The 14,877-nt window shown below is 70.2% G+C and carries 13 protein-coding genes; 4 read left to right on the plus strand and 9 right to left on the minus strand.

Annotation, left to right across the window (positions count from 1 at the left end; all coding sequences use genetic code 11):
• The 4 genes from NJ4_RS23215 to NJ4_RS27010 form a co-directional block, all read right to left on the minus strand.
• On the minus strand, window positions 1-914 hold a 914-nt coding region (locus tag NJ4_RS23215), incomplete at its 3' end, for a serine/threonine-protein kinase (protein ID WP_157551311.1).
• Between the two features lie 157 nt (window positions 915-1,071).
• Window positions 1,072-2,145, minus strand: coding sequence for a branched-chain amino acid aminotransferase (locus tag NJ4_RS23220; protein WP_217996972.1), 1,074 nt, complete (start codon window positions 2,143-2,145; stop codon window positions 1,072-1,074).
• Window positions 2,146-2,234: 89 nt separating this feature from the next.
• The gene (locus NJ4_RS23225) at window positions 2,235-3,299 is read right to left on the minus strand and encodes a 3-isopropylmalate dehydrogenase (RefSeq protein WP_067441246.1); all 1,065 of its coding nucleotides are present in this window, start codon (window positions 3,297-3,299) and stop codon (window positions 2,235-2,237) included.
• Between the two features lie 10 nt (window positions 3,300-3,309).
• Entirely contained in the window at window positions 3,310-3,435 is a 126-nt protein-coding gene (locus NJ4_RS27010) for a hypothetical protein (protein ID WP_281178381.1), read from the minus strand.
• 496 nt (window positions 3,436-3,931) lie between these two features.
• On the opposite strand from NJ4_RS27010, the gene NJ4_RS23230 reads away from it, so the two are divergent.
• A complete protein-coding gene (locus tag NJ4_RS23230; RefSeq protein ID WP_067441248.1) occupies window positions 3,932-4,498 on the plus strand; it encodes an O-methyltransferase in 567 nt (188 codons plus the stop codon).
• Between the two features lie 56 nt (window positions 4,499-4,554).
• Here the strand turns inward: NJ4_RS23230 and galE are convergent, their stop codons facing one another.
• Window positions 4,555-5,574 carry a UDP-glucose 4-epimerase GalE gene (gene galE, locus NJ4_RS23235; RefSeq protein ID WP_067441251.1) on the minus strand — a complete coding sequence of 340 codons (1,020 nt, stop codon included), beginning with the start codon at window positions 5,572-5,574 and terminating at the stop codon, window positions 4,555-4,557.
• A 10-nt stretch (window positions 5,575-5,584) separates the two neighbouring features.
• Window positions 5,585-6,247 carry a membrane protein YczE gene (gene yczE, locus NJ4_RS23240; RefSeq protein ID WP_067441254.1) on the minus strand — a complete coding sequence of 221 codons (663 nt, stop codon included), beginning with the start codon at window positions 6,245-6,247 and terminating at the stop codon, window positions 5,585-5,587.
• Between the two features lie 61 nt (window positions 6,248-6,308).
• Between yczE and yczR the strand changes: the two genes are divergently transcribed.
• Entirely contained in the window at window positions 6,309-7,751 is a 1,443-nt protein-coding gene (gene yczR / locus NJ4_RS23245; RefSeq protein WP_067441256.1) for a MocR-like transcription factor YczR, read from the plus strand.
• A gap of 17 nt (window positions 7,752-7,768) precedes the next feature.
• Here the strand turns inward: yczR and NJ4_RS23250 are convergent, their stop codons facing one another.
• Both NJ4_RS23250 and serA read right to left on the minus strand, forming a co-directional pair.
• Entirely contained in the window at window positions 7,769-8,917 is a 1,149-nt protein-coding gene (locus NJ4_RS23250; protein WP_067441259.1) for a glycoside hydrolase family 16 protein, read from the minus strand.
• Window positions 8,918-9,123: 206 nt separating this feature from the next.
• Complete coding sequence (gene serA / locus NJ4_RS23255) at window positions 9,124-10,710, minus strand: phosphoglycerate dehydrogenase (RefSeq protein WP_067441265.1); 1,587 nt, start codon at window positions 10,708-10,710, stop codon at window positions 9,124-9,126.
• A gap of 344 nt (window positions 10,711-11,054) precedes the next feature.
• Here serA and NJ4_RS23260 point away from each other — a divergent pair, with 344 nt between their 5' ends.
• Together NJ4_RS23260 and NJ4_RS23265 are read left to right on the plus strand one after the other, a co-directional pair.
• Window positions 11,055-12,635 carry an ABC-F family ATP-binding cassette domain-containing protein gene (locus tag NJ4_RS23260; RefSeq protein ID WP_067441268.1) on the plus strand — a complete coding sequence of 527 codons (1,581 nt, stop codon included), beginning with the start codon at window positions 11,055-11,057 and terminating at the stop codon, window positions 12,633-12,635.
• 85 nt (window positions 12,636-12,720) lie between these two features.
• On the plus strand, window positions 12,721-13,200 hold the full coding sequence (locus NJ4_RS23265; RefSeq protein ID WP_067441271.1) for a hypothetical protein: 480 nt from the start codon (window positions 12,721-12,723) through the stop codon (window positions 13,198-13,200).
• A gap of 106 nt (window positions 13,201-13,306) precedes the next feature.
• On the opposite strand, the gene argG is transcribed toward NJ4_RS23265, so the two are convergent.
• Window positions 13,307-14,737: an argininosuccinate synthase gene (argG, locus tag NJ4_RS23270; RefSeq protein ID WP_067441274.1), complete on the minus strand. Its 1,431-nt coding sequence runs from the start codon at window positions 14,735-14,737 to the stop codon at window positions 13,307-13,309.
• Between the last annotated feature and the right edge of the window lie 140 nt (window positions 14,738-14,877).

The raw sequence follows: 14,877 nt of genomic DNA on the forward strand, positions 1-14,877 counted from the left end.
GCCACGTCGAGGGCGTCCTGGCTGGCCTGCGCGAACCCCGGCGTGATCGGCATGGTCATCGTGGGCGTCGGGCCGTTCGCCTCGACCCGCGGTCGCTCGGCGGTCGGCGTACCGCCCAGTGCCGCGATCAACGCCGGCAGCGTCGGACGCCGGTCGGGCTCGGGCGACAGGGCATGTTCGACGAAGGCGACCAGCGCAGGGTCGAGGCCGGTGAGGTCGTGCTCGCCACGGCGGACCCGGTCCATCACCGCGACGGAGGGGCCCTTCCCGTACGGCGCCCGGCCGGTGCCGGCGAAGGCGACGGTGGCCGCCCACGAGTGCACGTCGGCGGCGCTGGTGGGTTCGTGGCCGTAGAGGATCTCGGGGGCGAGATAGCCCGGGGTGCCGAGCAACCAGCCGGTGCGGGTGATGGTGGCGTCGTCGGCGACCCGGGCCAGACCGAAGTCGATCAGCACCGGGTTGCGGCCCTCCATCAGCACGTTGGAGGGCTTGACGTCGCGATGCAGTACGCCGACCCGGTGCACGGCCTGGATCGCCTCGGCGAGGCCCCGCGCGAACCAGGTCAGGTCGTCACCGCCGAGCGGGCCCTCCTCGCGGACGTGCTGGTGCAGCGACAGGCCGGGCACGTAGCGGGTGGCCACGAACGGGACCGGTCCCCACGGGTCGGCGTCCACGATCTCGGCGATCCGGGGACTGCGCACCCGGCTCAGCGAGTTGACCTCGCGCGCCAGCCGGGCCCGGGCCTCCTCGTCTCCGACGACGTGGGGCCGCAGCACCTTCAGCGCCACCCGCTCTCTCCCGGGCTTCTGGGCCAGGTGCACGACACCCATGCCGCCCTCGCCGATGCGCGCCAGCAACGTGTAGTCGCCCACCCGCATTCCGGGAGGCGCTTGCTGGCCGGGGGTCGTCGTCACGTCGTGAGATTACCCGGCCACACGCCTCCCAACCCCGTGCAACGCGGGGTTGGGGTCGCTCCGCACGTGTTGTGGCACCGCGCAAGCGTCGAGGGCGCCGCACACGTGCCGCCGTGGGCGGGCCAGACCCGGCACGTCGTGCGCCGGCTCAGCCGACTCAGCCGGTGCGGTGCATCCAGCCGAAGCTGTCCTCGGCGCGGCCGTACTGGATGTCCACGAGCGACTGGCGGATCTGCATGGTCAGGTCGGTCGACGCCGGGGCCGGAACCTCGCCGCCGTCCCACTTGAGCGCACCGACCGGGGTCACGACGGCGGCGGTGCCGCAGGCGAAGATCTCGACGATCTCACCGCTGGTCACTCCGTCACGCCATTCGTCGATGGAGAGCTTGCGCTCCTCGACCTTGTGACCGAGCCGACCGGCCAGCTCGATGATGCTGGAGCGGGTGATGCCCTCGAGGATCGTGCCGGTGGCGGGCGTGACGATCGAGCCGTCCTTGAACACGAAGTACATGTTCATGCCGCCGAGCTCCTCGACGTACCTGCCGTCCTGGCCGTCGAGGAAGACGACCTGGTCGCAGCCGTGGCCGCTGGCCTCCTGCTGGGCGACCAGCGAGCTGGCGTAGTTGCCGCCGGTCTTCGCGGCGCCCATGCCACCACGTCCGGCGCGGGTGTACTCCTCGGTGAGCCACAGGCTGACCGGCTTGATGCCGCCCTTGAAGTAGGCGCCGGCGGGCGAGGCGATCACCATGAACGTGACGTGCTGGCTGGGCCGGACGCCGAGGAACACCTCGGTGGCGATCATGAACGGGCGCAGGTAGAGGCTCTTCTCCCCGGCTGCTTCGGGCACCCAGCGCTCATCGACCTTCACCAGCGCGTCGACCGCCTGCACGAAGTCGTCGACCGGCAGCTCGGGGAACGCCAGCCGGTGGGACGACCTGACCATGCGCTGCGCGTTCGCCTCGGGACGGAACGTGGCCACCGAGCCGTCGGGCTGGCGGTAGGCCTTCATGCCCTCGAACGTCTCCTGCGCGTAGTGCAGGACGGCCGTCGCCGGGTCGAGGCTGAGCGGACCGTACGGCGTGATGCGCGCGTCGTACCAGCCCTTCTCCGGTGTCCACTCGACGGTGAACATGTGGTCGGTGAAGTGGACCCCGAAACCGGGGTTGGCCAGAATCTCGGCCAGGCGTGCGTCGTCGACGGGCTGGTCGCTCAGGGTGGTGCTGATCTCCATGGACATCAAACTATCTGACCTTCGCTGAAATGGGAGACGCCGGGCACGTTGATCAACGTGCCCGGCGCCGGTGGATGGCTGAGAGCGCGTCAGCCGGCTACTCGCGCGGCGATGGCGTCGCCGATCTCGGACGTGCTGCGGGTGGTGCCGGCGGAGCGCTCGGACAGGTCGGCGAGGACGGCGGACTCGATGGTCGCCGCCGCATCGGCGAAGCCCAGGTGGTCGAGCATCAACGCGACGGACAGGATCGCCGCGGTCGGGTCGGCCTTCTGCTGGCCCGCGATGTCGGGGGCAGAGCCGTGCACGGGCTCGAACATCGACGGGGCGGTGCGGTCCGGGTTCACGTTGCCGGAGGCGGCCAGCCCGATGCCACCGGTGATGGCGGCGGCCAGGTCGGTGATGATGTCGCCGAAGAGGTTGTCGGTGACGATCACGTCGAAGCGGGACGGGTCGGTGGTCATGAAGATCATCGCCGCGTCGATGTGCATGTAGTCGGTCGTGACGTCGGGGTGCTCGGCAGCCACGGACTCGAAGAGGCGCCACCACACGGAGCCGGCGTTGACCAGCACGTTGGTCTTGTGGACCAGGGTGAGCTTCTTGCGGGGGCGGCGCTCGGCGCGGGCGAAGGCGTCGCGGATCACGCGCTCCACACCGAAGGCGGTGTTGACCGAGACCTCGGTGGCGACCTCGGCCGGCGTACCGACGCGCAGCGCGCCGCCGTTGCCGGTGTAGGGACCCTCGGTGCCCTCACGCACGACCACGAAGTCGACCTCGCCTGGCTCGGCCAGCGGCGAGGTGACGCCGGGGAAGATCCGCGAGGGGCGCAGGTTCACGTAGTGGTCGAGCTCGAAGCGGAGCTTGAGCAGCAGGCCGCGCTCGAGGATGCCGGGCGGCAGGTTCGGGTCGTTCGGCTTGCCGCCGACCGCCCCGAGCAGGATGGCGTCGTGGCCGCGGATCTCCTCCAGCGTGCTCTCGGGCAGCACCTCACCGGTGGCGAGGTAGCGCTCGGCGCCCAGGTCGTAGCGGGTCTGCTCGAACTTCACGGGAGCGGCCACCTCGAGCACCTTGAGTGCTTCGGCGGTGACTTCGGGGCCGATGCCGTCGCCAGGGATGACGGCGAGGCGGACGGCCTGGTTCTGGGGAGTGGTGGTCATGACGAGAAATCTAGTTGTCGTCGGGGCGCGGGCCGCCGTTGTCTCGCAGGTCAAGAGCCGCCTGGACGGCCTCCAGGCTGCGCGGGTTCTCGGGGTTGTGGCTGGCCGGGCCCCACTCGGGGTACATGTCGTACATCGTTCTCTCCCTCTCAAAGGTGCGCTGTCAAAAGGTGCGCTGTCACTTGTGCGATGTCCCATGTGCGCTGTCCCATGTGCGCTGTCACATGGGAACTGCCGCGGGTCGGTGCTGCTGATGGGTGTTGCTGGTCAGTGCGTGACCTGATCAATGACCGAAGCAACGCCCCGCGACGGGGAGACGGGAACACGGTGCCGTGGATCGCACGAGCACCGGTGTGGTCCATCAGGACCAGCCCTCTTCGAGAGGGGCGCGGATCACGCGGAATTCTGGCGATCCGCCGCGGGGCGTCTTCAGATCTGAAGAAGGCCCGTCGTACAAACACCACTCGCCACGGCGAGGTGGCCTTCTGTCAGGCCTCGCCGCGGCAGTGAATGAGTACGTACACGTTCCGCATGATGAGGAGAATGTACGACGTCCGCGGGCGCCGCGCAGCCGAGTTTCACGATCCGTTCACGATGCGAGACAGCTTTCCCATGATGAAAGACTCACCGTCATGAGCGCCCCGCCCGAACTTCCTCCGATCGTGTCCCGTGCGTTCGACGTCTCCCGCAAGGCCGGCTACGTGTCCTTCTGCCGCAACGAGACCGGGCGGCTGCTGGCCACCCTGGCCGCGACCCGGCAGGGCACCCTGGCCGAGTTCGGCACCGGCTGCGGGGTCGGCACCGCGTGGCTGCGCTCCGGCGTCCAGACCGACGCCCGCATCATCTCCGCCGAGCTGGACGCGAAGCTGGCCGGCGCGGCCGCGGAGATCTTCGTGGACGACCCCTCCGTCGAGGTGCTCGCCGCCGACTGGTCGACGCTGCGCGACCAGGGCCCGTTCTCGTTGCTGTTCCTCGACTCCGGCACGCCCTCCGAGGTCGGCGTGGACTCGATCGCCGAGCTGGTCGAGTCCGGCGGCATCGTGGTGCTCGACGACTTCGTGCCGTGCGAGATGTGGCCGCCGATCACCGGGGGCCGGGTCGACACGCTGCGCGAGCAGTGGCTGACCGACGAGCGCTTCACCGCGGTCGAGGTGATGATCGCGCCCGACGCGTCGGCGATCATCGCCACCCGCCGCTGACGCGGCACGAGCGCGACGCCGGACGGCGTTGCGAGGCAGGCCCGGCGTACCGGGGCTCAGCCCTCGGGGTAGCCCTGCGGGTTCGCCGACTGCCAGCGCCAGGTGTCGGCGCACATGTCGTCGATGGTGCGGGTCGCCCGCCAGCCGAGCTCTTCGGCGGCGCGCGCCGTGTCGGCCCAATAGGCCGGCAGGTCACCGGCACGACGGCCCGCGATCTCGTAGGGCAGCTCATGACCGACGGCTCGCTCGAAAGCGCGGAACAACTCGAGCACGCTGGTGCCGGTGCCTCCGCCCAGGTTGAACGCGCGCACCGGCTCGGTCATCGCGTCGAGGTGCTCCAGCGCGGCCACGTGGCCGGCGGCGAGGTCTTCGACGTGGATGTAGTCGCGCTCGCAGGTGCCGTCGGCGGTCGGGTAGTCGTCACCGAAGATGGCCAGTTTCTCGCGGCGACCGACGGCGACCTGGGCGATGAACGGCATCAGGTTGTTGGGGATGCCCTGCGGGTCCTCCCCCATCGTGCCGGACCTGTGCGCCCCGACCGGGTTGAAGTAGCGCAGCAGCGCCACCTTGAGCCCGTCGGCGGCGGCCACGTCGGAGAGCACCTGCTCCTGCATCACCTTGGTCCGGCCGTAGGGGCTCGACGCGGAGAGCGGCTGGTAGTCCTCGTGGTAGGGCACCGGCGCGTTGTCGCCGTACACCGTGGCGGACGATGAGAACACCAGACGGCGTACGTCGTGGTGGCGCATCGCGTTGACCAGGGCGAAGGTCGAGCCGAGGTTGTTGGCGTAGTACTCCAGCGGCTTGGCCACGCTCTCCCCCACGGCCTTGAGCCCGGCGAAGTGGATCACCGCGTCGATCTGCTCGGTGGCGAAGAGCCGCTCGGTCTTGTCGACGTCGGTCAGGTCGAACGCGTGCACCGGGACGTGCGCGCCGGTGAGCGACTCGACGCGAGCCATCACGGTCGGCTTGCTGTTGGAGAAGTCGTCGACGACCAGGACGTCGTGCCCGGCCTCGATCAGGGAGAGGACCGTGTGGGAGCCGATGTAGCCGGCACCGCCGGAGACGAGAACGCGCATGGGGAGAAGACTAGAGCCTGTCGGGTAGCTCCACGGTGCACCACGGCAGCATCGCCTGGGCCAGCGGACCGATCGCCAGGGCGTAGAGCACGGTCCCGAGCCCGAGCGCGCCGCCGAGGAGCAGACCAAGCACCACGACCGTGACTTCCAGGCCGGTCCGCACCAGCCGCAGCGACAGTCCGGTACGGCGGGCCAGCCCGGTCATCAGTCCGTCGCGCGGGCCGCGACCGAACTGGGCTCCCATGTAGAGCGCGGTCGCCAGGCCGTTGCCGACCACGCCGACGACGAGCAGTGCGATCCGCGGCGCCCAGCCCTCGGGTTCGGCGAGCAGGGCCAGCGTCGCGTCGGCGGAGAGGCCGACCAGGAACGCGTTCATGATCGTGCCCAGACCGGGCACCTCGCGCAGCGGGATCCACAGCAGCAGCACGACGAAGCTGAACAGCACGACCGCCTGGCCGAGCGTGACCGGCACGTGGCGGATGAAGCCCGAGTGGAAGACGTCCCACGGGGCCAGGCCCAGCGCGCCGCGCACCATCATCGCCAGGGAGACGCCGTAGAGCACCAGGCCGATGACCAGCTGCGGCAGTCGCCGAGCCAACCGGCCCGCGCGCAGCTGCTCGAGCGGCCCGAGGTCGGAGAGCTGACGACGTGAGGCGGAGACGGTGAGCGACATGGCCCCATTCTCCGAGAGATTGGCCCTTGAACAAATAGCCAATCATGGAATAGTGGACTGTATGACCCGCGTCATATCCGCCCACACCGTGGCCACTCTCGTCGAGGGGTTCGACCGCTCCCCGGCGTACGCCGGCCTGGCCGAGGCACTGCGCGCCCTGATCGCCGACGGCCGCATCGCCCACGACACCCGGCTGCCCAGCGAGCGCGAGCTCACCGATGCCCTCGCGGTCAGTCGCACCACCGTCACCCGGGCGTACGCCGAGCTCGCCGCCAGGGGCTACGCCGCTGCGCGGCGCGGCGCCGGAACGTTCACCCGGGTTCCGGGCGGGCCGTCCCGTGCGCCCGACCGGGTGCTCACTCCACGCACCGACGGTGACGACCTGATCGACCTCAACTGTGCGGCGGCCCCGGCTCCCCCGGGCATCGCCGCTGCCTACGAGGCAGCGGTCGCCGAGCTGCCGTCCTACCTCTCGGGGCACGGCTACTACCCGGTCGGCCTGCCCGAGCTGCGTGAGGCGATCGCCGCGACGTACACCGCCCGCGGCCTGCCCACCGACGCCGAGCAGATCATGGTGACGCCCGGGGCGCTGGCCGCCACCGCCGTCGTCGCGCAGGCCTGCACCGGCCCCGGCGACCGGATCATGGCCGAGGTGCCGGTCTACCCCAATGCCACCCGGGCGCTGACCCTGCGCTCGACACGCCTGGTCGGCGCCGGGGTGGACGCCGACGGCTGGGACCTGGCCGGCATCGGGGCCACGATCCGCCAGACCGCGCCACGTGCGGCCTACCTGATCCCGGACTTCCAGAACCCGACCGGGCACCTGATGTCCGACGCCGATCGCGAGCAGTACGCCGCGCTGCTCACCACCTCGCGCACGCTGGCGATCATCGACGAGGCGCACCAGGCGCTCTCCCTCGAGGGCCAGCCGATGCCGCTGCCGATGGCCGCACACGTGGAGGCGGCCGGCGGCGAGGCGATCACGCTCGGCAGCGCCAGCAAGATGCTGTGGGGCGGGCTGCGGGTCGGCTGGATCCGCGCCCCGCACGACCGACTCGACGCCCTGACCGAGGCCAGGCTCACCCTCGACCTCGGTGTCCCGGTCGTTGAGCAGCTCGTGGCGGCCAGCCTGCTGCGCGACTCCGACGAGGTGATCGCGGCCCACCGGGCGCGGTTGCTCGAGCAGCGCGACGCCCTGGCCGCTGCCCTCACCACGGAGCTGCCGGAGTGGCGGTTCCGACTGCCCACCGGCGGGCTGGCCATGTGGTGTGAGCTGCCGAGCGCGCGCGCCTCACAGGTGGCCGCCGAGGCCGAGGCCCGCGGCGTCGTGGTCGCTCCCGGTCCGGTGTTCTCCCCCACCGGCGGCTACGAACGGTTCGTCCGGATCCCCTGGACCCGCCCCGCCGACGAGCTCGAGGAGGCGGTCAGCCGTCTCGCCGACGCGTGGCGGGCAGACCGCTCTCCGGGCGTTCGTCGTCCCACCGAACGCGTGATGGTGGCATGAGCCGCGAGTGACCTGCGTCAGCGCCAGACTCGGGCGTAGTCGACCCGCATGGACGCCGGCATCGGCGGCGGGGCGAGCAGGTTGTAGGCGTTGGTCCCCGAGCCGAGAGCCTGGGTGAACATCATGATGTAGCGCTGCCGGAAGGCCCGGTCGCCCGACGTGTTGGTCAGGCACAGCCGAGTGTTGACGAAGACTCGCAGCCGACTGGCCGACCACTCCAGCCGATAGGTGTTCCAGCGGCCACGGTGGGCGACGCAGCCGAACGCGGTGTTGGCGTGCCGGCCGGCGTACACGTTGCCGTAGGGGTCGTTGTTGTAGTGCAGGAACGGGATCGAGACCGTCGGGTAGACCGAGTAGGTCTCGGAGATGTCGATCTCGCCGGCGTCGCGGCTGGGGATGGTGACGTAGCGGTCGTCGGGCCACAGCCAGTACGCCTCGTGCAGGCCACGTGCGGTCGTCGCCGTGTTCAGGATGCGCGCCTCGAACCGGCCGTAGCGCTGCGACCACCTGCGGTGCGTGGAGACCATCCCGGAGGTGAACACCTTCAGGATCCCGGTCAGGCCGGGGCACTCGAGCAGGCCGGCCGGGCGGGCGACCAGGCGCAGGGAGCCGTTGCCGACACTGACGTTGCGGCCGCTGTAGCAGGCGGCTGCGCCGGGCGGGTCGCCGGTGATGTAGCCGTCCTTCTGGGGGGTCCACTTCGTCGTGTCGAGCGTCGTGCCGCTGAAGTCGTCGTGGAACGAGCACCGCCACGGCTCACCGCTCGCCTTCAACGGGCGAACGCCGCAGCTGTCGCGGGTCACCAACAGCCGGGGAACGTACCTGGTCACCGAGCGCCGGCGGCTGGACAGGTCGACGACGCGGTGCGCCGTCCTGCGGTTCGCCTTGCGCACCACCGTGCGGAACACGTGACGGCGACTGGTCAGCGACCTGACGCGGACCCAACGCTGGCCGGAGCGTCGCTGCAGCACCACCCGGTCGACGCGTCGCGCCGTGCGACCCGAGACGGTCACCGTGCCCAGGTTGCGTGCGGTCACCTTGAGGGTCGGGGCCGGCTCGCGTGACAGGTTCGCCGCGGCGCTCGAGCCGATGGCCGGAGCCAGCAGCAGCCCCACCACGAGGGCGAGCACTGCCAGACCGGCAGGGAGGCGGGTCGTGCGCGTCATACAGCTCCTGGAATCGTTGTCCTGGTGGCCCGAGAGGAGCCGTGCAAACAGCCTAAACCGGACGCCGCCCGTTGGGGAGGGCCAGTGCCCATCTCTGGTCCGGTCGGGTGATCAGCTCCGACCGATCGGACGACCCTCCGCCCCTGGACGTACGACGACCCGGGCCCTTGCGGACACCGGGTCGTCGTGAGGCTTGCGCCAGGGACTCAGGAAAGGTCGACGGCGCGCACGGTCTGCGCGGTCATCGCCTGCTCGATCTCGGCCAGGGTCTCGGCCGGGATCGCCGAGTCGACCGAGAGCGCGACCAGCGCCTGGCCACCCTTGCCGGCGCGAGCGACCTGCATGCCGGCGATGTTGACCTCGGCCGCGCCGAGGATGCCGCCGACGGTGCCGACCATGCCCGGGCGGTCCTCGTAGGCGAAGAACGCCAGGTGGTCGGTCGGCTCGATGTCGACGTCGAAGCCGTTGACCTCGACCAGACGTTCCTTCTGCGCCAGGCCGACCAGCGTGCCGGAGACCGACACCTGCGAGCCGTCGGCCAGGGTGCCGCGGATGGTGATCAGGTTGCGGTGGTCCGGGCTCTCGGCCTCGGAGACCAGGCGTACGGCGGTGCCGCGCTCGGCCGCGAGGAGCGGTGCGTTCACGTAGGAGACCTGCTCCTCGATGATGTCGGTGAAGACACCCTTGAGCGCGGCCAGCTCGAGCACCTTGACGTCGAACTCGGTGATCTCGCCGCGGACCTCGACGTCGATCGACTGGGCGACCTCGCCGGCCAGCGCGGTGAAGACCCGGCCCAGCTTCTCGGTCAGCGGGATGCCGGGGCGGACGTCCTCGGCGATCACACCGCCCTGCACGTTGACCGCGTCGGGCACGAGCTCACCGGAGAGGGCGAGGCGCACGGACTTGGCGACGGCGATGCCGGCCTTCTCCTGCGCCTCGTCGGTCGAGGCACCCAGGTGCGGCGTGGCGACGACGGTCTCGAGCTCGAACAGCGGGCTGTCGGTGCACGGCTCCTTGGCGAACACGTCGAGGCCGGCGGCCGCGATGCGACCGGTCTTGAGGGCGTCGTACAACGCGGCCTCGTCGACGATGCCACCGCGAGCGGCGTTGACCAGCACAAGGCTGGACTTGGCCTTGGCCAGCTCGTCGGCGCCGATCAGGCCCACGGTCTCGGGGGTCTTGGGCAGGTGCACGCTCATGAAGTCGGACTCGGCGAGCAGGGTGTCGAGGTCGACGAGACGCACGCCCATCTGCGCGGCGCGGCCGGCCTGCACGTAGGGGTCGTAGGCGATGACCTTCATGCCGAAGGCGCTCAGCCGCTGGGCGACGAGAACGCCGATGCGGCCGAGGCCGACGATGCCGACGGTCTTCTCGTAGAGCTCGATGCCGGTGTACTTGCTGCGCTTCCACTCGCCGTTGCGCAGGCCCGCGTGGCCCGGGCTGATGTTGCGGGCGGCGGCGAGCATCAGGCCGACGGCCAGCTCGGCGGCGGAGACGATGTTGGAGGTCGGGGCGTTCACGACCATGACGCCGGCCTGGGTGGAGGCCTTCACGTCGACGTTGTCGAGACCGACGCCGGCACGGGCGACGACCTTCAGCTTCTTGGCGGCGGCCAGGGCCTCGGCGTCGACCTTGGTGGCGGAGCGGACCAGGATCGCGTCGACGTCGGCAATGGCCGGCAGCAGCTCGGCACGGTCGGCGCCGTTGCAGTGGCGGATCTCGAAGTCGGGACCGAGCGCCTCGACGGTGGCGGGGCTCAGCTCTTCGGCGATGAGTACGACGGGCTTGCTCACAGCGGATTCCTCGATTTGTGTCGCGGATTTGCGGGACGTTCCAGCAGCCACGTTGCGGCCGATCTGGAGGTCGTGCACGACGCTGTGCCCGGAGCGGCCATGCTACCCGACCACGCACGACTCCCCCACTCCGTCCAACCTTCGCCTGCAACGCGGGGTTGCGGTCGCCCCACACGCGTCTCGACACCGCACCGGTGACCACAGCACCGCACACGTCGGGCACCGCGGAAATCGGGTTGTCGGCCGAGCCCTGCCTTGGCATGCTGGTCCGCGTGAAGTTCTGAGAGCGCCCGTGAAGCCCGTCGTCGACGGGTGGTTCCCTGCCCCGATCCCGAGGCCCGTTCTTGTCATCTCCTCTCCTCTTCTCCCGCGTCTCCTTCGCCTGGCCCGACGGCTCGACGGTGATCACCGACCTCGACCTGCTCGTCCCCGCGGGACGCTCCGGTCTGGTCGGGGTCAACGGCGCCGGCAAGTCGACACTGATCCGGCTCGCAGCAGGTGACCTGGCCCCCACCTCGGGCAGTGTCCGCGCCGAGGGCCGGGTCGGCTGGCTGCGTCAGGACCTCACCCTGCGCTCCGACGAACGCGTCGACGAGCATCTCGGCGTACGCCGTGTCCGTGAGGCGATCCGCGCGATCGAGTCGGGCTCCGTGGACGAAGCCGACTACGAGACCGTCGGCGACGACTGGGACATCGACGAACGGGTGGCCGCCGAGCTCGACCGCATCGGCCTGCCCACCGGGACCATCGACCGACGCCTCGGCGAGCTCTCCGGCGGCGAAACCGTCCAGCTCGGCCTGGCCCGGGTGCTGCTGCAACGACCCGACGTCCTCCTGCTCGACGAGCCGACGAACAACCTCGACGAACGGGCCCGCTCACGGCTCTACGACGTGGTCGAGTCGTGGCGGCGTACGTTGCTGGTGGTCAGTCACGATCGCGAACTGCTCGAGCGCGTCGACCGGATCGGTGACCTGCACGGCAACTCGGTGCGGTGGTACGGCGGCGGCTACTCCTCCTATGCCGCCCAGGTCGAGGCCGAGCAGGAGGCCGCCGTCCAGGCAGCGACCAGCGCCCGCGAAGACCTGCGTCGACAGCGCAACGCCCGCCAGGATGCCGAGCGCACGATCGCCCAACGTCGCCGGGTCGGCGCCAGGGCCGAACGCAGCGGCCTCGGCAAGGCCGAGGTGAACTTCTTCAAGAACAAGGCCGACAAGTCGGCGGCCGGTGCGCGCAAGGTGCACGACCAGCGCGTGGACTCCGCCAGGGAGCGCCTCGACGACGCCGAGTCGCGGGTGCGCTCGGAGCGGGAGATCCGCGTCGACCTGCCGGCGTCGGTCGTGCCGCGCGGTCGCGAGGTGCTCAGCGCCAACCTCACGTTGCGCACCGGTGCGCCCGTCTCACTCGAGGTGCGCGGCCCGGAGCGGATCGCCGTCACCGGGGCGAACGGCAGCGGCAAGACCACGCTGCTGCACACGATCGTCGGCGACCTGCCCACCGCGGGCACCCTGTCGGTGAAGGTGCCGATCGGGCTGCTCGACCAACGGCTGGACACCCTCGACGACCGGCTCACCGTGTTCGAGAACGTGACGCACCGGGCGCCGTCCTCGGACCCGAACGAGATCCGCGCCCGGCTGGCCCGGTTCCTGTTCCGCGGCACCAAGGGCGACCAGGTCGCCGGCACCCTGTCGGGAGGCGAGCGGTTCCGGGCCACGCTGGCCGCCCTGCTTCTGGCCGATCCCGCTCCCCAGCTCCTGCTCCTCGACGAGCCGACCAACAACCTCGACTTCGCGTCGTACGACGCCCTGGTCTCGGCGTTGGGCGGCTACGCAGGGGCCTTGATCGTGGTCAGTCACGACGAGGGATTCCTCGACGACATCGGGGTCACCCGCCGGATCGAGCTCACCCGAATACCCCGAATGGGGTAAGTCGCCCCGGAACCGCCACCCGACCGGATCGGCAATCCTAGATTCGTTCGAGGGATCACCCCGACGGACCGGACGGAGACAGGCAATGAAACGAACGTGGGTGTTGGGCCTGGCCATGGCCATGGTCGGCATCGTGTTTGCGGCCACCCCGGCGCAGGCCACACGCATCGGCGACGAAGGGTGCACGCCGGGCTACTGGAAGAACCACACGGACAGCTGGTCGGAGGGTCCGGGCCAGCCGATCGCCACCTCGACGCCGCTGAACGGTGGCCGGGTCGGGTTCCACACGACCGCGGCACTGATGGGTGACACCCTGCTCGACGCCCTCAACTACAAGGGTGGAGCCGGCGCGGAGGGCGCAGAGCGCAACCTCCTGCGGCACGCGGCTGCTGCCTGGCTGAACGCGGCGAGTGAGGACCTCGGCTACCCCTACCGTCGCTGGGATGACCCGGGCAACATCGTCCCGTCGGTCAACGCCGCAATCGCCTCGGGTGACCGTGCGCAGATGGAAGCCGTGCAGATGATGCTGGCCGACGCCAACGAGCTGGGCTGCCCGCTGAACTGATCCGCGAGGATCACGCGGAAGGCCTCGACCTAGGAGATTCCCCGGCGTCTGACGGGGAATCTCCTACGTCGTTGCCGTCGAGCACGTTGCCGTCGAGCGGGCGGGCTCAGTCGGTGCCGAACTCCATCGCCGCCCGGTCGAGCGCCTCGTCCTCTTCGCTGACCGCATCTCCGCGATCGGCGATGCGGTCGGCACCACCGGCCGGGAGCTCACCGAAGAGCGTCCCGTTCTCGACCAGCACCTGCCCCTGGTCGAGCGGCTGGCCGGCGTACATCTCCAGCTTGGAGCGGGAGTCGGCAATGTCGAGGTTGCGCATGGTGAGCTGGCCGATGCGGTCCAGCGGGCCGAACGCGGCGTTGTCGGTGCGCTCCATCGACAGCTTGTCGGGGTGGTAGGAGAAGTTGCTGCCGGCGGTGGCCAGGATCGTGTAGTCCTCACCGCGGCGCAGCCGGATGGTGACCTCGCCGGTGACCAGCGAGGCGATCCAACGCTGGATCGACTCCCGGATCATCAGCGCCTGGGGGTCGAGCCAGCGGCCCTCGTAGAGCAGTCGGCCGAGCTTGCGGCCCTCGTTGTGGTACTGCGCGACGGTGTCCTCGTTGTGCACCGCGTTGACCAACCGCTCATAGGCGATGAACAGCAGCGCCATCGCCGGCGCCTCGTAGATGCCGCGCGACTTGGCCTCGATGATCCGGTTCTCGATCTGGTCGGACATGCCCAGGCCGTGGCGCCCACCGATCACGTTCGCCTCGTGCACCAGGGCGACCGCGTCGTCGTACCGCTTGCCGTCGATGGAGACCGGGCGGCCCTGCTCGAAGCCGATCGTCACGTCCTCGGTCTCGATGGCCACGGCCGGGTCCCAGAACTTCACGCCCATGATCGGCTCGACGGTCTCGAGCGAGACGTCGAGGTGCTCGAGGGTCTTGGCCTCGTGGGTGGCGCCCCAGATGTTGGCGTCGGTGGAGTAGGCCTTCTCCTGCGAGTCCCGATAGGGCAGACCTCGCTCGGTGAGCCAGGCGCTCATCTCGGTGCGGCCGCCGAGCTCGTGGACGAAGTCGGCGTCCAGCCAGGGCTTGTAGATGCGCAGGTCGGGGTTGGCCAGCAGGCCGTAGCGGTAGAACCGCTCGATGTCGTTGCCCTTGAACGTCGACCCGTCGCCCCAGATGTCGACGCCGTCCTCGTGCATGGCGCGGACCAGCATGGTGCCGGTCACGGCGCGGCCGATCGGGGTCGTGTTGAAGTAGGTCCGCGACCCGGAGCGGATGTGGAATGCGCCGCAGGCAAGGGCGGCCAGGCCCTCGTCGACGAGCTGCTTCTTGCAGTCGACGTGGCGGGCCAGCTCGGCGCCGTACTGCAGGGCGCGGCCCGGGACACCGGTGATGTCGGGCTCGTCGTACTGCCCGATGTCGGCGGTGTAGGTGCAGGGCACGGCGCCCTTGTCACGCATCCAGGCAACCGCGACGGAGGTGTCGAGGCCACCGGAGAAGGCGATGCCGACGCGTTCGCCGACGGGAAGTGAAGTGAGAACCTTGGACATGGCTCAAGTGTATACGGAGTTGTGCATAATCATGCAATCGGTCCTCGGATCGTTTCAGAACCGCTCCCGGTGAGAGACTGCGCCCCATGAGTCAAGCCTTCTGCCAGCAGTGCGGCACCCGCCGCGAATCAGACGACGCC

It is taken from the genome of Nocardioides jensenii JCM 1364 = NBRC 14755, from assembly GCF_001552535.1.
Lineage (GTDB): Bacteria > Actinomycetota > Actinomycetes > Propionibacteriales > Nocardioidaceae > Nocardioides > Nocardioides jensenii.